Below are 22,783 nucleotides of genomic sequence, written 5' to 3'. Positions count from 1 at the left end.
ACAACGCACTAGAGCCCCGTCGGGATCCCGACGGGGCTCTATGCTGCGTGGACCTGAGGGGATTTGAACCCCTGGCCCCCTCGATGCGAACGAGGTGCGCTACCGGACTGCGCCACAGGCCCTTGCAACGAGTGAAACTTTAGCACCCCGATCGGTGTGCTTGGAAATCCGTTCCCGCTTGGACGCGGGGCCGGGGCCCGGCGGCTACTCGTTGGCCGCCCGCGGCCGCTCCCCGTCCTCGTACTGGTCGAACAGCGGCGTACGCCCCCGCTCCCGCGCCCGCCGCGCCGAAGCCGCCCGGCGCCGCGCGTCCCCGCGCCCCTCGCCGTCCGCCTTGCCCGCCGCGCCGTCCGTCTCCCGGGCCTCCCCCGGCTCCTCCGCGTGCGCGTCGGACGGGGACGCCGGGGCGGGCACCCCGGAGCCGTGCTTCCGCGAGCCCGCGACCGCCTCCTGGTCCCGCGCCACCGGACTCGACCGTGCCGAACTCCACGCGTCCAGCGCCCCGAGATCCACATCCGGCGTCGCCCGCGGCGCGACCGGCGCCGTCACATACGTCGGCAACGGCACCGGCACGGGCTCCCAGCTCTCCCCGCGCCCGGGGCGCCGCTGCCGCTCCCGCTGCTGATCGACCCACTCGGCGTGATCGGTCTGCTCCACCAGCGCACGCCGGTCCGCGGCCAGCGCCGACATCCCGGGGGCGGCCTCCGGCTCGGGTCCCTCCTCCGGTTCGTCGGCCTCGGCCTCGGCCGTCGGGTGCCGGCGCGGCTGGCGCGCCCGCTCGCGGAGCCGCTGGGCCGCGGCCTCGGCCCGGCGCCGGTCCATCTGGTAGGCGAACCGGCGGCGCTCCTGTGTGCGCAGATACGCGATGTACCCGCTGAGCAGCACGGCGGGCACGCCGGGCGCCCACAGGAACGCGAGCCCGCCGACGGCCGCGACGATCGCGCCGAGCGTGAAGGCGAGGAAGAGCATGATGGTGGTGCGCCTGCGGCGCGCCAGCACCTTCGAGCGCTGGGCGCGCGCTGCGGCCGCCTCCGCGCCGGGGGCGCGTCGGGCCGGGGGGATCGGCTTGCGCGGGGACGCGGACGCGTCCGGCCGTGCCGGGGCGGGGACGGTGCCGGCGGTGCGGGCCTCGGCCGCCTGCCCGGTTCCGGGCGCCGCCTCCATGGCGCCGCTCACCTGAGGGCGTGTCGGAGGCACGGCGAAGGCCCGGACGTCCACCGAGTCGGTGACGGCGTCCGGGGCGTCGATATCGGGCTCCCCCTCGTCGGCGGAGCGCGCCCGCAGGTCCTTGGCGTACCGGCGCTCCATGCCCGCCCGTCCGGACAGCAACCGGATGGCTGTGCTGAAGCGTTCCGTCGGACGGGCCTCGTTCAGCTCGTCCTGCCTACGGAGCCACATCGGCACCAAGTAGGCGGCCCAGGCCCCGACGATGACTGCGTAGATGAGGCCGCTGCTGCTCACGCCTCACACGGTAGAGGGGTTTGCGTGAGGCCATCTGCCAATTGAGCCGGTGTGTCGCACGATCTGGCTGATATTTCGAGCTTTTTTTGGGACCGATGCGATCAGCAGGCTGGCGCGCCCGCGAATTCATTGCCCCGGACCGGTCAGGAACCGATCATTTTCGAACACGTATTCAATTTCGGGGTTACGCGGGATTCCCGGGGGTGTTCTGCGGGGTGTTCCGCGTCCGGGTCCGGCGCCAGCGGGCCAGCAGCCCCTCGGGGACTTCTTCCGCCGTGAGCGCGAACACGAGATGGTCGCGCCAGGCGCCGTCGATGTGGAGATAACGGGGCCTGAGGCCCTCCTCGCGGAATCCGAGTTTCTCCACCACTCGGCGGCTGGGCCCGTTCTCGGGGCGAATGCAGACCTCGATGCGGTGCAGGCCGACGGTGCGGAAACAGTGGTCGACGGCCAGTGCCACGGCCGTCGGCATCACACCTCGGCCGGCCACCGCCTCGTCCACCCAGTAACCGACGTGCCCCGAGCACATCGAGCCCCAGGTGATCCCGGCGACCGTCAACTGCCCGACCAGCCGCCCCTGGTACTCGATGACGAACGGCAGCATCCGGCCCGCGTTCGCCTCGGACCGCAGATGACGGACCATCTGGCGGTACGTGGGCCGGTGCGCGATCGGCCCGCCGGGCGCGGGCGGCGGAATGGTCGCCTCCCAGGGGCGCAGCCAGTCCCGGTTGCGCCGGTTGACCTCACGCCAGGCCCGCTGGTCGCGCAGCTTTATCGGTCGGAGGACGACATCGCCCTCCACCAGTTCGACGGGCCAGGATGGGCTGTTCAGCTGGCACCCCCACTGCCGGGTCTGGGGTGGTCACCGCCGCGGATCTGGTCGACGGCGTGGATCAGCAGGGGCTCCAGGACGGCCAGTCCGTCCCGCACGCCGCCGGTCGAACCCGGCAGGTTGACGATCAGTGTCCCGCCCGCCACTCCGGCCAGGCCCCGGGAGAGCACCGCGGTGGGCACCTTGTCCCGGCCGTGGGCGCGGATCGCCTCCGCGATGCCGGGCACCTCGTGGTCGAGCACCGCGCGCGTGGCCTCGGGGGTGCGGTCGGTGGGCGAGATGCCCGTGCCGCCCGTGGTGACGATCACGTCGTACCCGGCGTCCACGCCCGCCCGCAGCGCGGCCTGGACGGGGTCGCCGTCCGGGACGACCTGCGGGCCGTCGACGGCGAACCCGAAGCCCTTGAGGCCGTCGGCGATCAGCGGGCCGCCCTTGTCCTCGTAGACCCCGGCGGCGGCCCGGTTGGAGGCGGTGATCACCAGGGCGCTGTACGGCGCGACCAGCGCGCCGCCGAGCGCCGCGTCGAGAGTCATGCCCGGCTCCAGTCGCCCGACTTGCCGCCCGTCTTCTCCTCCACCCGTACGTCCGTGATGACCGCTCCCTTGTCGACCGCCTTGACCATGTCGATCACGGTGAGCGCGGCGACGGAGACCGCGGTGAGAGCCTCCATCTCGACGCCCGTGCGGTCCGTCGTCTTCACCGTGGCCGTGATCTCCACGGCGTCGTCCGCCACCGACAGATCCAGTGTCACACCCGACACCGACAACGGGTGGCACAGCGGGATCAGGTCCGGCGTCCGCTTGGCGCCCATGATCCCGGCGATCCGCGCGGTGGCGAGGGCGTCGCCCTTGGGGACCCCTGCGCCGCGCAGCAGCTCGATCACGCGGGGCGAGACGAGGACGCGTCCGCTCGCGCGCGCGGTGCGGGCGGTGACGTCCTTGCCGGACACGTCGACCATGCGGGCGGCGCCCGCGTCGTCGAGGTGCGTCAGTCGGTCCTGCGCGGGGGATCCGGGGGTCTCCCCCCGGGAAGGCACGGTCATGGTGTGGCGCTCCTGGTCCGGGCCCGTCGCGGTGCGGCGCACGGGCCTGTTGTGCGCGACACGGTACCGCCAACCCGGGGCGCTCAGCCGAGCAGGACCACCTCGACCTCGGTCCCGGGCTCGACGGTCTCGACGTCCTCGGGGATCACGATCAGCGCGTCCGCGTGCGCGAGGGCGGCGACAAGGTGCGATCCGGCGCCCCCGACGGGGGTGGCCTTCCCGTCGGCGTACGTCCCGCGCAGGAACTGCCTGCGTCCCTTCGGCGAGGTCAGCGGCTTGGCGGCGGTCAGGGTGGCGCGGGTGCGGGGGCGGTGGACGTCCGTCAGGCCCATGAGGGTGCGGATCGCGGGGCGGACGAACAGTTCGAAGGAGACGTACGACGACACCGGGTTGCCGGGGAGGGCCAGCAGGGGGGTGTGGTCGGGGCCGATGGAGCCGAAGCCCTGGGGCTTGCCGGGCTGCATGGCGATCCTGCGGAACTCGATGCCGCTGCCCGCCACGTCCTCGTCGCCGACGTGCGACAGGGCTTCCTTGACGACGTCGTACGCCCCGACGCTGACGCCGCCCGTGGTGACCATCAGGTCGGCGCGCACCAGCTGGTCCTCGATGGTGGTGCGCAGGGTCTCGGCGTCGTCGGCGACGGCGCCCACCCGGTAGGCGATGGCGCCGGCGTCGCGGGCGGCCGCGGTGAGGGCGAAGCTGTTGGAGTCGTAGATCTGGCCGCGGCCCAGTTCCTCGCCCGGCTGGACGAGTTCGCTGCCGGTCGACAGCACCACCACGCGCGGGCGCGGGCGTACGCGTACCGTGCCGCGGCCGATCGCGGCGAGCAGCGCGATCTGCGGCGGGCCGAGGACGGTGCCCGCTTCGAGGGCGCGGTCACCGGCCTTGACGTCGCTGCCCTTCGCGCGCACGTGCGCGCGTGCCTCGGCCGGCCGGTGCACACGCACCTGCCCTGAGGCGCCCTCGGGGCCGAGGCTGCGGGCCCGCATCCCGGTGACGGGGCCCTCGCCGAGGCCGCCGTCGGTCCACTCCACGGGCACGACCGTCTCCGCGCCGGGCGGCAGCGGGGCGCCGGTCATGATGCGGGCGGCCTGGCCGGGGCGCACGGTCCGCAGCTCGGCCTGGCCCGCCGCGACGTCCCCGACGACCTCCAGGACCGCCGGGAACTCCTCGCTCGCGCCCGCTACATCCGCGACCCGTACCGCGTACCCGTCCATGGAGCTGTTGTCGAACGGCGGCAGGGACACCGGCACCGTGACGTCGTCGACCAGGACGCAGCCCTGGGCGTCCAGCAGTTGCAGCTCGATGGGTTCGAGGAAGCGGACGGTGTCGAGGATGTCCTCCAGGTGTTGGTCCACCGACCACAGGTGGTCCTGGCCGGTGGCGCGGGGCGCGGCGGTGCTCACGTGGCTACATCTCCTCGGTGACGTAACTGCGAAGCCAGGTCCGGAACTCCGGGCCCAGGTCCTCACGTTCGCACGCGAGTCTGACAATGGCACGCAGGTAGTCGCCGCGGTCGCCGGTGTCATAGCGGCGGCCCTTGAAGACGACGCCGTGCACCGGGCCGCCGACCTTCTCGTCGGCGGCGAGCTGCTGGAGGGCGTCGGTGATCTGGATCTCGCCGCCGCGGCCGGGCTCCGTCTTGCGCAGTACGTCGAAGATGCGCGGGTCGAGGACGTAGCGGCCGATGATGGCGTAGTTGGACGGGGCGTCGGCCGCGTCCGGCTTCTCGACCAGGTCGCTCACCTTGACCACGTCGCCGTCCTCGGTGGTCTCCACGGCCGCGCAGCCGTAGAGGTGGACCTGCTCGGGCGCCACCTCCATGAGCGCGATCACGCTGCCGCCGTGCTGCTCCTGGACCTCGATCATGCGCTTGAGGAGCGGGTCGCGCGGGTCGATCAGGTCGTCGCCGAGGAGCACCGCGAAGGGCTCGTCGCCGACGTGGGGGGCCGCGCACAGGACGGCATGACCCAGTCCCTTGGGGTCGCCCTGGCGCACGTAGTGCATGGTCGCGAGGTCGCTCGACTCCTGGACCTTGGCGAGCCGCTCGGCGTCGCCCTTCTTCTCCAGAGCCGACTCGAGCTCGTAGTTGCGGTCGAAGTGGTCCTCAAGGGGCCGCTTGTTGCGGCCCGTGATCATGAGGACGTCGTCGAGACCGGCCGAGACGGCCTCCTCGACCACGTACTGGATCGCCGGCTTGTCCACGACCGGCAGCATCTCCTTGGGAGTGGCCTTGGTGGCCGGCAGGAACCGGGTGCCGAGGCCTGCTGCGGGAATGACAGCCTTGTTGATCCGTGGTTGCGCCTGAGTCATGCCCGCAACCATATCCGGTGCCTTTGTGGGGAATCCTCGGCTCCGGTCAGTTGACGCTCATATGAGCACATAGAACACGGTACGGGAGCGGCGGATGGGTCACCTCGGACGCACGGGCGAGCCTGACAAGCGCACATTGCGGCGAGAGCTCCTCGCGGTGAGAAACAGGTTGCCCGCAGGTGACGTGGAGGCGGCCTCGGCCGCATTCGCCGAACACGCGCTCGAACTGGACGAGCTGGCGCACGCGCGCACCGTGGCGGCGTACGTCTCCGTGGGCAGCGAGCCCGGCACGCTCGCGCTGCTCGACGCGCTGCACGCGCGCGGGGTACGCGTCCTGCTTCCGGCGCTTTTGCCCGACAACGACCTCGACTGGGGCGTCTACTCCGGGAGGGACTCCCTTGGGCTCGTCCAACACGCCGGGAAGATGGCCCTTTTGGAGCCCATCGGCGAGCGGCTCGGCCCGGACGCCGTGACCGGCGCCGACGCCGTGCTGCTGCCCGGGCTCGCGGTCGACGCGCGCGGGAGGCGGCTGGGGCGCGGCGGAGGGTCGTACGACCGGGTGCTGGCGCGTCTGGAGCGCGCGGGCGCCCGTCCCGCGCTGGTGGTGCTGCTGTACGACACGGAGGTCGTCGCGCGCGTCCCGGCGGAGCCGCACGACCGGCCGGTGCACGCGGTGGTGACGCCGTCGGGCGTGCGCCGCTTCCCGGGCTCGTGGATGTGAGGTCCGTCAGGCGAAAGGGCCCTCCACGCGCGCGTGGGGGCCCTTTCGGGTTGTTCGCCGTCAGTCGGGTCAGGGCTTCAGGACCAGGGTGTCGCTCGTGCCCTTGTCGACCGCCTGCTTGGTGAACGACCAGTCCAGCAGCTCGCCCTTGGCCCACTTGCCGGTCTGGTCGGTGTAGTGGGAGCTGTAGGCGTGCCCGGAGGCGCCGGTGAGGTTGATCCACCTCGACTTGTCGAAGTCGTCGAGGTTGACCACCATCCGCATCGACGGCACCCAGACGACGCCGTAGCCGCCGGCGGCGTTCCAGCCGGTCGCGTTGACCGTCGCCTCGCCGCCGCTGAGCTCCCAGGGGCCGCGGTTGAGGATGTACTGCAGGAAGCCGGGGCCATTGGTGCCGAGGGTCTGGTTCTTCAGGAACAGGCGGTGCAGCCGGCCCCAGCTCCAGGTGTCGATGTCCTTGCCGAGCTTGGCGGTCAGCTCCCAGCGGGCGTCGATCATGGCGCGCTCGAACAGCTCGTCGCGGTTGTCGGCGGACGGGCGGGTGCCCGACTTGGGGGTCGTCCACCAGTCGCTGTTCTCGTCGTCCATGAGGCTGCGCACCACCTCGAACCAGCGGTCGCCGCCGTCCGGCTGGGCCTGGTCCGCGTCGCGCTGGCCGCACTCGCGCACCCGCCGGTCGTCGTCCACCGGGCCGGTGGTGTTGACCGGCTCGACCCACAGGCACTGGCCCTTGACGCGCAGCTCCTTGGGCAGTTTGTTACCGAACGCCAGCTTGAGGATGTTGCGCCAGACCGAGTTGAAGTAGGCGGCGGCCGCCGAGTCGGCGTCCTGGGTGTAGTCCCAGCCCTCCAGGAGCTTCTGCGCGTCGCGTACGTCCTTGTCGTCGACGTCGATCTTCAGCAGCTGCGGGACGAGCAGCTTGGCGATCTCGCTGCTGCTGTCCATCTGCATCTGCCGCATGTCCTCGGTGGAGATCTTGCCGCCGCCCTTGATCTTCGACTCGATCAGGTCGGTGATCCGCTGGCTGCGGGTGCCGTAGCCCCAGTCCGTGGTCAGCGTGTGCGGGTAGTCCGTGCCGACGACGGCCTGGTTGGCGGTGACGATGTAGCCGCGCTGCGGGTCGTACTCGTAGGGCAGCTCGTCCTGCTCGATGTAGCCGGTCCAGCGGTACTTGGAGTCCCAGCCCGGCGCCGGGACGGAGCCGTCGTGGTCCTTCGCGCGCGTGGGGATCTTTCCGGGCAGCGTGTAGCCGATGTGGTTCTCGGTGTCGGCGTAGACGAGGTTCTGCGAGGGCACGTCGAACAGGGCCGCCGCGGCGCGGAAGTCCTCCCAGCCGGCCGCCTTGTTCATCGCGAAGACGGCCTCCATGGTGGTGCCCGGCTCCAGCGCGGTCCAGCGCAGGGCGATGCCGTAGCCGTCGCCGCGGTCAGGGGCGGCGGTGTCGACGGTGGCCTTCCTGCCGACCTTCACGAGCTCGCTGCTGCGGTCGGACAGGAGGGGCCCGTTGTTGGTCTCCCGGACCACGATCTTCTTGGACGCGCCGCCGGCGACCTTGATGGTCTCCTCGTACGTGGTGAAGGGCTTCACCTTGCCGTCGTAGAGGTAGCCGTCGCCGGTGAGCTTCTCCAGGTACAGGTCGGTGACATCGACGCCGGAGTTGGTCATGCCCCAGGAAATGTCCTGATTGTGACCGATGATCACACCGGGCATGCCCGCAAAGGTGTAGCCGGAGACGTCGTACTGGCACTTGCTGGAGACCGTGCGGCAGTGCAGGCCCATCTGGTACCAGACGGACGGCAGCGAGGCCGACAGGTGCGGGTCGTTGGCGAGCAGCGGCTTGCCGGTGATGGTGTGTTCGCCGCCGACGACCCACGAGTTGGAGCCGATGCCGCTGCCGTTCACGCCGACGGCCTCGGGCAGGTCCTCCAGCTCGTCGTAGAGGCCCGAGAGCTGGGTCTGGAGCGCCGAGGAGCCGGTGGACGAGGACGTGCCCGTCGAGGTGCCCGTGGACGTCCCTGTGCCGCCTGCGGAGCCGCCGCCCGTGCCATCGGCGGACGTGCCGCTTTCGCCGTCCGAAGAGGCGCCGCCGTCGAACGTCTGGGTGAGTTCGTCGAACTGGCCCTGCTGGACGATGACCTGGTTCCGGTCGTACGGGTACCGCGGGTACAGGTCGCCGATCTGCTTGGGGCCGAGGCGGCTGGTCATCAGGGCGCGGTCGATCTCGTCCTGCATGTTGCCGCGCAGGTCCCAGGCCATCGCCTTCAGCCACGCCACCGAGTCGACCGGGGTCCACTTCTCGGGCTTGTAGTCGTTGCTGAAGCCGAGCGCCGCGTACTCCACGGAGATGTCCTCGGCGCCCTTGCCCTCCAAGTAGGCGTTGACTCCCTTGGTGTACGCCTGGAGGTACTTCTTGGCGGCGGCGGACAGCTTGGTGTCGTATTCCTTCTGCGCGGTGCGCTGCCAGCCCAGCGTGCGCAGGAACGCGTCGTTGTCGACCTGGCCCTTGCCGAACATCTCCGACAGGCGCCCGGCGGTCATGTGCCGGCGGACGTCCATCTCGTAGAACCGGTCCTGCGCCTGGACGTAGCCCTGCGCCATGAACAGGTCCTCGTCCGAGGAGGCATAGACCTGCGGTATGCCGTAGCCGTCACGCTTGACGTCGACGGGTGCGGTCAGGCCGGGCAGCGTGATCGAGCCCTTGGTCTGCGGGAAGGACGCGCGCACCGTACTGACGGACCAGTACGCCCCACAGGCGGCGCCGACGACAATGGCCAGCACCAGCACGAGCACGATCAGTCGGGCTTTGCGCCCCTTCTTCCTGCCGGACTTGCCGGGCTGCTGACCCGTTGAGGCGGTGGTATTGGGGGGCATCGCTGTCCTTGCTGTCCTAACGCGAGCGGCAGGCGGTACTGGAGTGCTGGAGCAACCATAGGCGCAGGGCCCGGTGCGACTTGACGCGGAGTGGTGAACCAGCGCGGACTGACGTTCGATCTTGCCCGGGCGAGTGTCAAGAAATCGTCAAGAGTTAGGTAAGGTAACGAAGTAAGTGCATCAGGGAAAGGGATCGGCCGCTGAGTATCCACGACCTCAATGAACTCCTGCTCGTCTGCTCGCTCGTCCTGCTCGTCGCCGTGGCCGCGGTCCGGATCTCCTCGCGCAGCGGGCTCCCCAGCCTGCTCGTCTACCTGGGCATCGGCGTTGTCATGGGCCAGGACGGGATCGGCGGCATCCGCTTCGACAACGCCGAGCTGACCCAGGTCATCGGGTACGCCGCCCTGGTCGTGATCCTGGCCGAGGGTGGTCTCGGCACGAAGTGGAAGGAGATCAAGCCCGCCCTGCCCGCCGCCAGCGCGCTCGCGCTGGTCGGGGTCGCGGTGAGCGTCGGGGTCACAGCGACGGCGGCGCACCACCTGGTCGGGCTGGAGTGGCGGCAGGCGCTCATCATCGGTGCGGTGGTCTCCTCCACGGACGCGGCGGCGGTCTTCTCCGTGCTGCGGAAGATCCCCCTGCCCGCGCGCGTGACGGGCACGCTGGAGGCCGAGTCCGGCTTCAACGACGCGCCCGTGGTCATCCTGGTCGTCTCGTTCTCCATGGCCGGACCGTTCGAGCACTGGTACGTGCTGGTCGGCGAGATCCTGCTGGAGCTCGCCATTGGTGCCGCCATCGGCATCGCCGTGGGCTGGCTGGGCTCCTGGGGCCTGCGGCACGTGGCCCTGCCCGCCTCCGGCCTCTATCCGATCGCCGTGATGGCGATCGCGGTCACCGCGTACGCGGCGGGCGCGCTGGCGCACGGCAGCGGCTTCCTCGCCGTCTACCTCGCCTCGATGGTGATGGGCAACGCGCGCCTGCCGCACTGGCCCGCCACGCGCGGCTTCGCCGAGGGCGTCGGCTGGATCGCCCAGATCGGCATGTTCGTCCTGCTCGGCCTGCTGGTCACCCCGCACGAGCTGGGCGTCGACATCCTGCCCGCGCTGGTCATCGGGCTGGTGCTGACCATGGTGGCGCGCCCGCTGAGCGTCGTGGTATGCCTGCTGCCGTTCCGGGTGCCGTGGCAGGAGCAGGCGCTGATGTCCTGGGCCGGGCTGCGCGGCGCCGTGCCCATCATCCTGGCGACCATCCCCATGGTGAACGGGGTGGAAGGCAGCCGTCACATCTTCAACATCGTCTTCGTACTGGTCGTCGTCTACACCCTCCTCCAGGGCCCGACCCTGCCCTGGCTCGCCCGCCAGCTGCGCCTGGGCGACGGCACCGAGACCGCCGACCTCGGCATCGAGTCGGCGCCCCTGGAGCAGCTGCGCGGACACCTGCTGTCCGTCAGCATCCCGCCCGAGTCGAAGATGCACGGCGTCGAGATCAACGAGCTGCGGCTGCCCGCCGGGGCCGCGGTCACCCTCGTCGTCCGGAAGGGCACCTCGTTCGTGCCGCTGCCCACGACCGTGCTGCAGCGGGGCGACGAACTGCTCGTCGTCGCCACGGACCCGGTGCGGGACGCCGCCGAGCGGCGACTGCGGGCGGTCGGGCGCGGCGGCAAGCTGGCCGGGTGGCTGGGGGCGAACGGATCGACCTAGTCGCAGGTATCGGCGTCGTCGCACGGCATCGAGTGAATCGCGGCATCGAATAAATCGCAGGTGGTGCACCGTGTGGTGCTCGGTTTCACAGGCGCACCAGGCCTTCACCCCTGTACGATGCAGGCGTCACCCAGATCGAACCAACTCTGCCTGACGCAGAGCTGGCGCGACCGTATGGCGGCCGGAAACGCCCTTCGACGCAGTGGGCGCCGGTATCTACCGCAGTGCGCGCAAGAGGACAGCTCTCGGCGCCCGGCCCACTACAAGCGGGCCGCGCTACCAGGCGGCAGAAAGGCAAGGGCCGTGGCGTCCACGGTCACCTCGTCGAAGACCTCGCGCCCGGGATACGGGCACCTGCTGCGCACCCGCGGCGTCTGGACGTTCCTGCTTCCCGGCTTCGCGGCACGTCAGCCGTTCGCGATGCTGACGATCTCCATCGTGCTGCTGGTGCAGCACACCACCGGCTCCTACGGCGCGGCAGGCGCCGCAGCGGCCGTCACCGGCGTCTCCATGGCGCTGTTCGCGCCGTACACCGGGCGACTGGCGGACCGCTTCGGGCAGCGCGCCGTACTGATCCCCGGCGTGCTGGTGCACGCCCTCGCGGGCCTCACCCTGACGGCACTCGCGCTGGCGGACGCCCCCCTGTGGGCGCTGTTCGCGGCAGCCGTCCCCACGGGTGCCTCGGTGCCGCAGATCGGCCCCATGGTGCGGGCCCGCTGGGGCGTGAAGCTTCAGGGCTCCCCTCTGATGACCACCGCGGCGGCCTTCGAGTCCGTCACGGACGAGCTGACCTTCGTCGTCGGCCCGCTGCTCGCCACCGCCCTGTGCACCACCGTGGACCCGGCGGCGGGCCTGGTGACCGAGGCCACGCTGACCCTGGTCGGCGGTCTGCTGTTCGCCGCGCAGAGGAGCACGCAGCCGACGGTCACCACCGGCGGGCACGCGCGTGTGGAGCACGTCTCCGCGCTGCGCGTCCCCGGGGTGCGGGTGCTGGCCGTGGCGTTCCTCGGCATCGGGTCCGTCTTCGGCGGCATGCAGGTCTCGCTGGCCGCGTTCACCGAGTCGATCGGCGAGCCCGGCCTGAACGGCGTCCTGTACGGGATCTTCGCCGCGGGCAACATGCTCTCCGGCATCGCGTGCGGCGCCATCGCCTGGAAGGCGGCCCCGCAGCGACGCCTGGTCGTCGGCTACGGCGCCCTCGCCCTGGCCGCCGCCGGCCTGTGGGCCGCGCACTCCGTGCTGCTGCTCGCCGGGCTCGGCCTGCTGGTCGGCATGTGCATCGCGCCCGCCCTGATCACCGGCTACACCCTGGTCGAGAGCCTGGTTCCGGCCGGGGCGCGCACCGAGGCGTTCACCTGGCTGACCGGCGCGGTGGCGCTCGGACAGGCGGGTGCCGTCACGGTCGCCGGACAGCTGGAGGACCGCTTCTGGGACGGCGCCGGGTTCCTGGTTCCGTTCGGGGGTACGGCGCTCGCGCTGGCGACGCTGGTCGCCCTCAGGTCGCGGCTGGCCGCCCGGCCCCGGAGCCGTACCGTCGCACGTGGCGTCGGTCACCGCACGGCGGTCGCAGTGGACTGATCCCGAGGAATGCGTCACTATGGACCGTCGTTAGCACTCATCGAGTGAGAGTGCCAGGAGGAAGACAGTGCCGACCTACCAGTACCAGTGCACCGCGTGCGGCGAGGGCCTCGAGGCGGTGCAGAAGTTCACCGACGACGCCCTGACCGAGTGCCCCAGCTGCCAGGGCCGCCTGAAGAAGGTGTTCTCCGCGGTCGGCATTGTCTTCAAGGGCTCCGGTTTCTACCGCAACGACAGCCGCGGCTCCTCGTCGAGCAGCTCGCCGGCGTCCACGAGCTCGTCCTCGTCGTCGTCCTCCTCCTCTTCCTCCTCCTCGTCTTCGTCGTCTTCGTCCTCGGACTCGAAGTCGTCGAGCGCCGGGACGTCGTCCAGCAGCACCGCCGCCTGAGGCGCACCCACACTCACGGGACCCCGCCGTCGTACGACTGGTGGGGTCCTCGGTGTTTCCGGCACCGGCTCCTGCGGTCACACCGGTGGCGGCTACTGTGCTGAGCATGGCGAACGCAGAGATCGGTGTAATCGGCGGCTCAGGCTTCTACTCGTTCCTCGACGACGTGACCGAGCTCCAGGTGGACACGCCGTACGGGCAGCCCAGCGACTCCCTCTTCCTCGGCGAGATCGCCGGCCGGCGGGTCGCCTTCCTGCCCCGGCACGGGCGCGGCCACCATCTCCCGCCGCACCGGATCAACTACCGGGCCAACCTCTGGGCGCTTCGGTCGGTCGGCGTGCGCCAGGTGCTCGGGCCCTGCGCGGTGGGCGGGCTGCGCCCCGAGTACGGGCCGGGCACGCTGCTCGTCCCGGACCAGCTGGTCGATCGTACGAAGTCCCGGGTGTCGACGTACTTCGACGGACTCCCGCTGCCCGACGGCACCATGCCGAACGTGGTGCACGTGTCCCTGGCCGACCCCTACTGCCCCACCGGACGGTCGGCCGCCCTGAAGGCCGCGCGCGGGCGGAACTGGGAGCCGGTGGACGGCGGCGCGCTCGTCGTGATCGAGGGGCCGCGCTTCTCCACCCGTGCCGAATCGTTGTGGCACCAGGCGCAGGGCTGGTCGGTGGTGGGCATGACCGGCCACCCCGAGGCGGCGCTCGCCCGTGAGCTGGAGCTCTGCTACACCTCGCTGAACCTCGTCACCGACCTGGACGCGGGCGCCGAGACCGGGGAGGGCGTCTCGCACGACGAGGTGCTGCGGGTGTTCGCCGCGAACGTGGACCGGCTGCGGGGGGTGCTGTTCGACGCGGTGGCGGCGCTGCCCGCGAACGAGGAGCGGGACTGTCTGTGCGTCAACGCGCTGGGTGGCATGGATCCGGGGTTCGAGCTGCCGTGACGCGGGTTACGAGGTGGGGGCGGGGGCGGAACTACACGTTCGAGGTGGGGACGGCGGCGGAACGTCACGTTCGAGGTGGGGCGGGGGCGGAACGTCACGTTCGAGGTGGGACAGAGGCGGAACGTCACGTTCGGGTGAGGGAGTTGTCCACAACCCGTCGGTAGTGCACGGGCCTCAGCGGGCGGCGGCGCGAAGCCTCATCGTGGGCTGCAACCGATCCGTCGTCACAGGTGGTGGTCCTCATGTCCTTCGCTGCGTCCTCCGTACCGTCCCCCGCTCCGCGCCCTCCCCGCCCGCTCGGCACCGACGCGCCTCCGACCTGCGAGGTGCCGCACTTCGCTCCCGTTCGCGTGCGTGGCGGGCGGTATCAGCTGCGCCGGTTCGTACGGCATCGGCGGCGGGCCCTGGCCGCCGGGCTGGCGATCACCGCCGCCGCGCTGGTGGCGGCCGGCCCGCGTGCCCCGGCCGACGCTCATCAAGACGCTCATCAGGGCGACCGGGCCCGCGGGCACCCCGTGGCGGACCGCGCTCCGGAGCGCCGGGCCGTGGAGCGGGTGTCCGCGCCCGTGCGGATCGCCGACGCGGCGACGGTGCGGCTGCTGCGCCCCGGCGACCGGGTCGACGTCGTCGCCGCCGAGGAGACGGCGCCGGGCGGTGCGGCCGATGTGGTCGCGCGCGGTGCGCTGGTGACCCAGGTGCCCGAGCCGCTGGACGGCGAGGTCGACAGCGGGGCGCTGGTCGTGCTCTCGGTCCCGCGCGCCACCGCGGCGCGCCTGGCGGGCGCGAGCGCGACGGCTCGGCTGGCGGTGACGTTGTGCTGAGCCGGATCGTGCGCGACGCCCTGTCAAGTCCTTCGAAGGAAGGGCCCGATTGGACAGGATGGCCGAGCGCTGACGTAGGTTGCGGGGCGGTCTGTTCCACAACGTGTGCGTCCGAGGGGTGGCTTCGAAGTGAGCGAGAAGAAGGAACCGAGCGTCTGGGAGGGCTTCAAGGCCTTCCTGATGCGCGGGAATGTCGTCGATCTGGCCGTGGCGGTGGTCATCGGTGCCGCGTTCACCAACATCGTCAACGCGGTGGTGAAGGGGATCATCAACCCGCTGGTCGGAGCGATCGGCACCAAGAACCTCGATCACTACAGCACGTGCCTGAGCTCGACGTGCCAAGGCGAACAGGGCATTCAGATCCTGTGGGGCTCCGTCCTCGGCGCGACTCTCAGCTTCGTCATCACCGCGGCCGTCGTCTACTTCCTCATGGTCCTGCCCATGGCGAAGTACCTGGCACGGGTGGAGGCCCGGCGCAAGGCGAAGGAGGGCGCGCAGGAGGTCATCGAGGTGACCGAGCTGGAGGTGCTCAAGGAGATCCGCGACGCCCTGGTCGCACAGCGGGGCTCGGGGCCCAACCAGCGGTAGCGGCTCAGATGTGGTGGGGCGGCTTCTCGTCGAGGAAACGCTTCAGGTCATCGGCCGCGTCACCACCGGCTCCCGGCCGCTCGCCCCAGCCGCGGTCCATGTCGTCCGAGGACTGCTCGTCCAGCGGATCGTCGAAGATCAACGCGGCCTTGGGCCGTTCACGCGGCTCGGGGGCGGGGGAGGTACTCATGCCTACAGGGTACGGGGCGAATACCCACGGACACCGGGGGCGAGGTGGCGGGGGCCGAGGGGTCGCGGGCCGAGGTGTCGGGAGGCGAGGTGTCGCGGGCCGAGGTGTCGCGGGCCGAGGTCTCGGGGGTCGAGGGTTCGGAGGCCGAGGGCTCGCGGACCGAGAAGTCGGCGACCGAGGAGCCAGGGACCGAGGTATCCGGCGGGTCCTCACTTACCAAGATTTTCCGGTCGGTATCTGCTGTCCTTGGAATCATGACGTCCAGCCCGACTCCGCCGCCCGCATCGTCCGACGCGTCGGCCCATCGGAGGCCGCTGCGCCGGCTCACTGCCCGCGGTCGCGACGAGGTGCACCGCGCCGCCACGCCGCTGGAACTCTTCTTCGACCTGTGCTTCGTCGTGGCGATCGCGCAGGCGGGATTCCAGCTGGTGCACGCCATCGCCGAAGCACATGCCGGCGAGGGCATCCTGAACTACGCGATGGTGTTCTTCGCCATCTGGTGGGCCTGGATGAACTTCACCTGGTTCGCCTCGGCGTACGACAACGACGACGCCCTCTATCGCGTGGTCACCCTGGTGCAGATCGCCGGTGTCCTCCTGCTCGCCGCCGGGGTCTCACGGGCCTTCGAGGCCCACGACTTCCTGCTCGTCTGGCTCGGCTACGTGGTGATGCGGCTGGCCATGGCCACGCAGTGGCTGCGGGCCGCGCGGTCCGCCGAGGGCGCGGAACGCACCACGGCGCTGCGGTACGCCGGTGGTGTGCTGCTCTGCCAGGTCGGTTGGACGGGGCTGGTGCTCTTCCCGGCGCCCGCACGCCCCTGGGTGTTCCTGGTGATGGTGATCGTCGAGCTGTGCGTGCCGGTCTACGCGGAGAGGGCCCGGCCGACGACGTGGCATCCGCACCACATCGCCGAGCGGTACGGGCTGTTCACGATCATCGTGCTCGGCGAGACGATCGCCGCGGCCACGGTCGCCGTGAAGACGGGCGTCGACGAGAACGACGCGCTGGGCGAACTGCTGCCGATCGCGGCGGGTGGCCTGCTGATCGTGTTCTCCGCCTGGTGGATCTACTTCGTGGTGCCGATCCACGGGCGCCTGCGCTCCAGCCGGGAGGCGTTCGTGTGGGGCTACGGCCACTACCTGATCTTCGCCTCGGCGGCCGCGATCGGTGCGGGCCTGGAGGTGGCCGTCGAGCAGACGGTCGGCAAGGCGCACATCTCCACGCTGTCCGCGTCCGCCGCGGTGACCCTGCCGACGGCGCTGTATCTGCTCGCCGTCTGGGCCCTGCACTCACGCCACTTCAAGGTCGGCATCGCCCAGCAACTCGTGCTGCCGACGGCGGCGTTGCTGGTGATCTGCTGCACCTTCCTGCGCGACTGGGCGGTCCTCGCGGCCGGCATCGTGTCGGCGCTGGCGGTGGTGACCGGGACGACCCTGACGGCACGCCTGGCCGCCCGGGAGCACCGGACACAGACGGGCTCTCCAGCCGGCTGACGTGGCACGGGACGCAGACGGGCTTTCCAGCCCGCTGACTTGGACCGTGCGCTGACGAAACGCCCGCCGGGGGCAGGACACTGGTCCGCATGACAGTTGATGCTCTGACGGACGTGACCGGCCTGCGGGTGGGGCACGCGACACGCACCGGCGAAGGCTGGCTCACCGGCACCACGGTCGTTCTCGCACCCGAGGGCGGGGCCGTCGCCGCGGTGGACGTGCGCGGCGGTGGCCCCGGCACCAAGGAGACCGACGCCCTCGACCCGCGCAATGTGGTGCAGAAGGCCGAAGCGGTGGTGCTGACCGGCGGCAGCGCGTACGGGCTCGACGCGGCGTCGGGTGTGATGGCCTGGTTGGAGGAACAGGGGCGCGGGGTGCGCGTCGGGCCGGATCCGACGCATGTCGTGCCGGTCGTGCCCGCCGCGTGCGTCTTCGACCTGGGCCGGGGCGGCGACTTCCGGGCCAGACCGGACGCGTCCCTCGGCCGGGCGGCCGTCGAGGCGGCCGCGGCGAGCGAGATCGGCGCACCGGTGCCGGAGGGCTGCGTGGGCGCCGGTACGGGTGCCGCGGTCGGGCTGATGAAGGGCGGCATCGGCACCGCGAGCGTCGTCCTCGACTCGGGGATCACGGTGGCCGCGCTGGTGGTGGCCAACGCGGCGGGGTCGGTGCTGGACCCGGAGACGGGGGTGCTGTACGGGGAGTTGTTCCAGGGGCGCGTGAACTACCCCGACGCGCAGGTGCACGAGGCGGCACGCACGCGGCTTGCCGAGAGCGCGGCGAGGAACGCGCCGCCTCCGCTGAACACCACGCTCGCGGTCGTCGCCACGGACGTGGACCTGACCAAGGCGCAGGCGCAGAAGCTGGCGGGCACGGCACACGACGGCATCGCGCGCGCGGTGCGGCCGGTGCACCTGCTGCACGACGGCGACACGGTGTTCGCGCTGGCCACCGGACAGCAGCCGCTCGACGCCGCACAACCGCTGGCGCTGAACGAGATCCTGGCGGCGGGCGCGGACGTGGTGACGCGCGCGATCGTGCGGGCGGTGCGGGCGGCCGAGTCGGTGGAGGGGAGGGGGGAGGGCGGGGGGTACCCTCCTATACGGAACTGTACGGAGGGAGTTGAGCGGCCCACCGTCGCTGCCCCGCGCCCGAGTTCGGTAATTGTCCCGGTTCTGTCACGTGATGGCGTCCCCGGCGAGTGGAGGGAACCCCACCGGTCCCGGTCCGCTCTTTCTCCACGCAACCGGAGCGGATCACCCACATCACACGAACATGGAGCAGCCCGTGACAACGCCGGACATAGCAACTCGGCGCACGCTGGGGGCCTGTGCCGCCCTGATGGTCGGCGCGCTCACCCTCACCGCCTGCGGCGGCAACGCCAAGGCCAGTGACGACGGCAAGGGCGGCGGTGGCAGTGGCGGCGAGGCGAAGACCTCGGCGGCGCGGATCGTCATCTCGGCCAAGGACGGTTCGACCGGCGCGTCGATCAACACGACGGGCGTGAAGGTCAGCGACGGGAAGCTGACCGAGGTGAAGATGACGGTGGCGGAGACGGGGCAGGCCGTGCCGGGGGCCATCTCCGCGGACGGGCGGAGCTGGAAGCCGAAGGAGCAGTTGGAGCGGGGGACGAAGTACGCGATCGCGGCGACCGCGAAGGACGCGAACGGCAAGGCCATCGCCGCCGACTCCACGTTCACGACGGTGACATCGGCGAACAGCTTCATCGGGACGTACACGCCGGACAACGGGACGACGGTCGGGGTCGGGATGCCGGTGTCGTTCACGTTCGACAAGGTGATCAGCGACAAGAAGGCCGTGCAGTCGCACATCACGGTCACGTCGAGCAGTGGCCAGAAGGTGGTGGGGCACTGGTTCGGGGCGCAGCGGCTCGACTTCCGGCCGGAGGAGTACTGGAAGGCGGGCTCCAAGGTCACGATGAAGATCGACCTGGACGGGGTGGAGGGCGCGAACGGCGTCTACGGGGTGCAGAAGAAGACGGTCACCTTCACGATCGGGCGCTCGCAGGTCTCCACCGTGGACGCGGGTACGCAGACCATGACGGTCGTGCGCGACGGCAGGACCGTCAGGACGGTCCCGATCTCGGCGGGCAGCCCGGAGTTCCCCACGTACAACGGGCAGATGGTGATCTCCGAGAAGGTGGTGGAGACGCGGATGGACAGCCGTACGGTGGGCCTCGCCGACGCGTACAACATCCCGAACGTGCCGCACGCGATGCGGCTGACCACGTCCGGCACGTTCATCCACGGCAACTTCTGGCACAAGAAGGCCAATCCGCCCTTCGGCCGCTTCGGCAGCAGCCACGGCTGTGTCGGGCTCCAGGACGTGGAGGGCGGGCAGGGTGACACTCCGGCCAAGTGGTTCTACGACAACTCGCTCATCGGGGACGTCGTGATCGTCAAGAACTCCGCCGACTCCACGGTGGCGCCGGACAACGGGCTCAACGGCTGGAACATGGCGTGGAGCGAGTGGATCGCCGGGAGCGCCGACTGACGAACACCGGCCGGGAGATCCGCATGAACTACCGGCCGGGAGATCCGTACGACGGCCGCCCGGCCGACAACTTTTGACGGTGCGTCGGGTCGCGTGGGAACTTCTCGCGCGGCCCGGCCGTTTTCCCGGCGTACGTTTTCTCGGTTCCCGGACATGATGTCCGACCGAGGGGCTACGGTATGCACCCACAAGGTGACATGCAGCAACGCCGGGAGAAACCTTGAGCGTTCCGTACGAGGCGGCAGCGTACGAACCACCCGATGCGCACGAGTCTCCGGAGGAGCACCTCGCGCGCCTGCTCGGACGCGCCCTGAACTCGTTCGAGCTGCCCGACGAGACGATAGGGCGGCTCGACAGCGCGCTGGCGCACGACAGCTCGCTGCACTGTGCGCACCACAGCGCGGGCCTGCACCAGGAGACGTACCGGCACACCTGGCTGCTCGCGGACGGCTCGGCGCTCACCCTCTGGGAGCTCGTTCACAACACCACGCCGGGCGGCGTCCCGCAGCACGAGGTGTACGTCGACTCGGAGGAGTTGCGCGTCGCGGGCTCCCGGCTCGCGCTGCCGCCGGACACGCCGGACTTCGAACTGCCGGTGCCGGAGGAGCTGTCGTCGATTCCCACGCCACGGCACGCGTACGTGCCGGACGACTCGGCGGACCACGCCCGTCGGCTGCTGCGCCGGGCGGAGAACCCGGACCGGCCAGGCGCGCAGACGGCCACGCTGCTCGCCACGGCGTGCGCCCACCAGATCACGCAGGCCTTCGGGCGCCCCTGCCGCGCCGGACGCGCCGCGCTGGGTTTCTCGCTGTACGAGCACGCGTTCCTGCTGTGCGACGGGCAGGAGGTCTCCCTGTGGGAGGTCGAGCACACGGCCACGCCGGACGGACGGCACATGTGCGAGGTGTATACGACCGAGGACGCGGCACGGGACGCGATGGAGCGGAGGGCCGCGCAGCTGTCCTGAGGGCGGGGCGCGTATCTCGAACAAGCCGGGTCATGAACAAGCAGGTCATGAACAAGCAGCACGGTCCGGTACCGACCTCGGTACCGGACCGTGCTGCCGATCCGCAGTCGGTGCCTACGCCGCCACCGGCTGCTTCGGCTCCGTCGGCACCGCGACCGGCTCGGGCTCCTTCGCCCCGGGGGCCGGCTTGCGCAGGCCCTTGAGGAGGATGACCAGGCCCGCCGTGACCGCCGTACCGGCCGCGATGGCCAGCAGGTACAGCAGCGGCTTGCCGATCAGGAAGGTGACCCAGATGCCGCCGTGCGGGGCGCGCAGGGTCGAGCCGAACGCCATGGTCAGGGCGCCGGTGACCGCGCCGCCCGCCATGGAGGCGGGGATGACGCGCAGCGGGTCGGCGGCCGCGAAAGGGATGGCGCCCTCGGAGATGAAGGAGGCGCCGAGGACCCAGGCGGCCTTGCCGTTCTCGCGCTCGGCGCTGGTGAACAGCCTCTTGCGGACGGTGGTGGCCAGGGCCATGCCCAGCGGCGGGACCATACCGGCGGCCATCACGGCGGCCATGATCTTCATCGCGGAGTCGCTGGGCGCCGCGACCGAGATACCGGCCGTCGCGAAGGTGTACGCCACCTTGTTCACGGGGCCGCCGAGGTCGAAGCACATCATCAGGCCGAGCAGCACGCCGAGCAGGACGGCATTGGCGCCGGACAGGCCGTTCAGCCAGTCGGTGAGGGCCTTCTGGGCCTCGGCGATGGGCTTGCCGATGACCACGAACATCAGGAACCCGACGACCGCCGAGGAGATCAGCGGGATCACCACCACCGGCATGATGCCGCGCAGCACCGGCGGGATGTTGATGCGCTGGATGCCGAGGACAACCCCACCGGCGATCAGACCGGCGGCCAGACCACCGAGGAACCCGGCGCCGATCGTCAGCGAGATCGCGCCGCCGACGAAGCCGGGCACGAGACCTGGCCGGTCGGCCATGCCGTAGGCGATGTAACCGGCGAGGACCGGGACGAGGAAGCCGAAGGCCGCAGCGCCGATCTGGAACAGCAGGGCGCCCCAGCTGTCGACCTGGCCCCAGTCGAAGTGCTCGGTGACGGACTTGGCCTCGTTGATCTGGTAGCCGCCGATCGCGAAGCCGAGGGCGATGAGCAGACCGCCGGCGGCGACGAACGGGACCATGTAACTCACGCCGGACATCAGCCACTTGCGCAGCTTGGTGCCGTAGCCCTCGCCGGGCTCACCGGCGCGCTCGACGGGGGTCCCGCCGGGCCGGGCGGCGGCCGTGACCTCGCCGCGCGCCGCCTTGCCGCGCACGTCGGCGATGAGCTCGGCGGCACGGTTGATGCCCGCCTTCACGCCGACGTCGACGGTGGGCTTCCCGGCGAAGCGGTCCTTCTCCCGTACGGGCAGGTCGTGCGCGAAGATCACGCCGTCCGCCGCCGCGATGACCGCCGGGTCGAGCCGGTCGAAGCCGGCCGAGCCCTGCGTCTCGACGACGACCTCGACACCGGCCTCGCGGCCCGCGTTCTCCAGGGACTCGGCCGCCATGTAGGTGTGGGCGATGCCGGTGGGGCAGGAGGTGACGGCGACGATACGGAAGGGGCGCTCGCCGTCCGAGTCGCTGCCGGAGTCGGCGGACTCGGCGGACTCGGCGGACTCGGCGGACTCGGCGGACTCGGCGACGGTGTCACCCGTGGCGGCGTCGGCGGAGGCCGCCCCCGACGCCGCCACGGAGTCTGTGGAGCCCGCGGAAGCGGCCGACCCCGTGTCACCGGCGCCGGCGGCCGCCGGAGTCTCGCCCCCGAGGATGAGCGCCGCCGCGGTCCCCGGGTCCCCGACGGCCCGCAGCGCGTCGGTGAACTCGGTGTTCATCAGCTGCCGGGCCAGCGCCGACAGGATCCCGAGGTGGGCGTCGTCGGCGCCGGTGGGCGCGGCGATCAGGAAGACCAGGTCGGCAGGGCCGTCCGCCGCACCGAAGTCGATCCCGGCCGCGCTGCGCCCGAAGGCGAGCGTCGGCTCGGTGACGTGCTCGCTGCGGCAGTGCGGGATGCCGATGCCGCCGTCGAGGCCGGTCGGCATCTGCGCCTCGCGGGCGGCCACGTCGGCGAGGAAACCGTCCAGGTCGGTCACCCGGCCCAGGGCCACCATGCGCTCGGCGAGAGCGCGCGCCGCCGCTTCCTTGGTGTCGGCGGACAGGTCGAGGTCGACCAGGTCCGCGGTGATCATGTTGCTCATCGCGGGCTCCTTAGCACGCATATCGCCCGTGAGGTGGGGTGGGCGGGGGAGGGGACGGGGGTGTTGTGAGGGTTTGGGGGGAGTGCGGGGGTGAGGGAGAAGGGGCCGGGGGAGCCCCGCCGCACACCGGCT

General features: G+C 71.2%; 19 protein-coding genes, 1 tRNA gene and 1 pseudogene. 11 read left to right on the top strand and 10 right to left on the bottom strand.

The window, feature by feature from the left end; all coding sequences use genetic code 11:
• Positions 1-48: 48 nt before the first annotated feature.
• The 7 genes from HJD23_RS24615 to galU form a co-directional block, all read right to left on the bottom strand.
• A tRNA-Ala gene (locus tag HJD23_RS24615) sits at positions 49-122 on the bottom strand.
• Between the two features lie 82 nt (positions 123-204).
• Complete coding sequence (glpR, locus tag HJD23_RS24610; RefSeq protein ID WP_171116663.1) at positions 205-1,461, bottom strand: gephyrin-like molybdotransferase receptor GlpR; 1,257 nt, start codon at positions 1,459-1,461, stop codon at positions 205-207.
• A gap of 184 nt (positions 1,462-1,645) precedes the next feature.
• A complete protein-coding gene (locus HJD23_RS24605; RefSeq protein WP_171116661.1) occupies positions 1,646-2,263 on the bottom strand; it encodes a GNAT family protein in 618 nt (205 codons plus the stop codon).
• A 26-nt stretch (positions 2,264-2,289) separates the two neighbouring features.
• Positions 2,290-2,826 (bottom strand): MogA/MoaB family molybdenum cofactor biosynthesis protein, encoded by a 537-nt coding sequence (locus tag HJD23_RS24600; protein WP_171116659.1) that lies wholly within the window; start codon positions 2,824-2,826, stop codon positions 2,290-2,292.
• A complete protein-coding gene (gene moaC / locus HJD23_RS24595) occupies positions 2,823-3,335 on the bottom strand; it encodes a cyclic pyranopterin monophosphate synthase MoaC (protein ID WP_171116657.1) in 513 nt (170 codons plus the stop codon). Before moaC ends, HJD23_RS24600 begins: the two co-directional genes overlap by 4 nt.
• Before the next feature lie 83 nt (positions 3,336-3,418).
• Positions 3,419-4,741: a gephyrin-like molybdotransferase Glp gene (glp, locus tag HJD23_RS24590; protein WP_171116655.1), complete on the bottom strand. Its 1,323-nt coding sequence runs from the start codon at positions 4,739-4,741 to the stop codon at positions 3,419-3,421.
• A gap of 4 nt (positions 4,742-4,745) precedes the next feature.
• Positions 4,746-5,648, bottom strand: coding sequence for a UTP--glucose-1-phosphate uridylyltransferase GalU (gene galU, locus HJD23_RS24585; protein WP_171116653.1), 903 nt, complete (start codon positions 5,646-5,648; stop codon positions 4,746-4,748).
• Between the two features lie 94 nt (positions 5,649-5,742).
• On the opposite strand from galU, the gene HJD23_RS24580 reads away from it, so the two are divergent.
• Entirely contained in the window at positions 5,743-6,369 is a 627-nt protein-coding gene (locus HJD23_RS24580) for a 5-formyltetrahydrofolate cyclo-ligase (RefSeq protein ID WP_171116651.1), read from the top strand.
• A gap of 69 nt (positions 6,370-6,438) precedes the next feature.
• Here HJD23_RS24580 and HJD23_RS24575 read toward each other — a convergent pair whose 3' ends face one another.
• Positions 6,439-9,240, bottom strand: a complete 2,802-nt coding sequence (locus tag HJD23_RS24575) for a penicillin acylase family protein (RefSeq protein WP_171116649.1) — start codon at positions 9,238-9,240, stop codon at positions 6,439-6,441.
• A 179-nt stretch (positions 9,241-9,419) separates the two neighbouring features.
• Between HJD23_RS24575 and HJD23_RS24570 the strand changes: the two genes are divergently transcribed.
• From HJD23_RS24570 to mscL, 6 genes are all read left to right on the top strand, one after another.
• A complete protein-coding gene (locus tag HJD23_RS24570; RefSeq protein ID WP_171119021.1) occupies positions 9,420-10,937 on the top strand; it encodes a potassium/proton antiporter in 1,518 nt (505 codons plus the stop codon).
• Positions 10,938-11,240: 303 nt separating this feature from the next.
• A complete protein-coding gene (locus tag HJD23_RS24565) occupies positions 11,241-12,515 on the top strand; it encodes an MFS transporter (RefSeq protein WP_171116647.1) in 1,275 nt (424 codons plus the stop codon).
• Between the two features lie 67 nt (positions 12,516-12,582).
• Positions 12,583-12,903 (top strand): FmdB family zinc ribbon protein, encoded by a 321-nt coding sequence (locus HJD23_RS24560; protein WP_171116645.1) that lies wholly within the window; start codon positions 12,583-12,585, stop codon positions 12,901-12,903.
• A gap of 106 nt (positions 12,904-13,009) precedes the next feature.
• Complete coding sequence (locus tag HJD23_RS24555; protein WP_171116643.1) at positions 13,010-13,843, top strand: S-methyl-5'-thioadenosine phosphorylase; 834 nt, start codon at positions 13,010-13,012, stop codon at positions 13,841-13,843.
• Positions 13,844-14,085: 242 nt separating this feature from the next.
• A complete protein-coding gene (locus tag HJD23_RS24550; protein WP_171116641.1) occupies positions 14,086-14,664 on the top strand; it encodes a hypothetical protein in 579 nt (192 codons plus the stop codon).
• A 129-nt stretch (positions 14,665-14,793) separates the two neighbouring features.
• On the top strand, positions 14,794-15,252 hold the full coding sequence (gene mscL / locus HJD23_RS24545) for a large conductance mechanosensitive channel protein MscL (RefSeq protein ID WP_171116639.1): 459 nt from the start codon (positions 14,794-14,796) through the stop codon (positions 15,250-15,252).
• 4 nt (positions 15,253-15,256) lie between these two features.
• Here mscL and HJD23_RS24540 read toward each other — a convergent pair whose 3' ends face one another.
• Complete coding sequence (locus HJD23_RS24540; RefSeq protein WP_171116637.1) at positions 15,257-15,442, bottom strand: hypothetical protein; 186 nt, start codon at positions 15,440-15,442, stop codon at positions 15,257-15,259.
• Between the two features lie 254 nt (positions 15,443-15,696).
• Here HJD23_RS24540 and HJD23_RS24535 point away from each other — a divergent pair, with 254 nt between their 5' ends.
• From HJD23_RS24535 to HJD23_RS24520, 4 genes and pseudogenes are all read left to right on the top strand, one after another.
• Positions 15,697-16,935 carry a low temperature requirement protein A gene (locus tag HJD23_RS24535; protein ID WP_171116635.1) on the top strand — a complete coding sequence of 413 codons (1,239 nt, stop codon included), beginning with the start codon at positions 15,697-15,699 and terminating at the stop codon, positions 16,933-16,935.
• A gap of 89 nt (positions 16,936-17,024) precedes the next feature.
• Positions 17,025-18,058 (top strand): annotated as a pseudogene (locus tag HJD23_RS24530) (P1 family peptidase).
• A gap of 161 nt (positions 18,059-18,219) precedes the next feature.
• Entirely contained in the window at positions 18,220-19,446 is a 1,227-nt protein-coding gene (locus HJD23_RS24525; RefSeq protein WP_171116631.1) for an Ig-like domain-containing protein, read from the top strand.
• A 220-nt stretch (positions 19,447-19,666) separates the two neighbouring features.
• Positions 19,667-20,413 carry a DUF6227 family protein gene (locus HJD23_RS24520; RefSeq protein WP_171116629.1) on the top strand — a complete coding sequence of 249 codons (747 nt, stop codon included), beginning with the start codon at positions 19,667-19,669 and terminating at the stop codon, positions 20,411-20,413.
• Between the two features lie 114 nt (positions 20,414-20,527).
• Here the strand turns inward: HJD23_RS24520 and HJD23_RS24515 are convergent, their stop codons facing one another.
• Positions 20,528-22,651 (bottom strand): fructose-specific PTS transporter subunit EIIC, encoded by a 2,124-nt coding sequence (locus tag HJD23_RS24515; RefSeq protein ID WP_171134074.1) that lies wholly within the window; start codon positions 22,649-22,651, stop codon positions 20,528-20,530.
• Positions 22,652-22,783: the final 132 nt, after the last annotated feature.

It is taken from the genome of Streptomyces sp. Z423-1, from assembly GCF_013009255.1.
GTDB lineage: Bacteria > Actinomycetota > Actinomycetes > Streptomycetales > Streptomycetaceae > Streptomyces > Streptomyces gossypiisoli.
The sequence above is the reverse complement of the archived record's forward strand: the minus strand, read 5'-3'. Positions and strand labels throughout refer to the sequence as shown.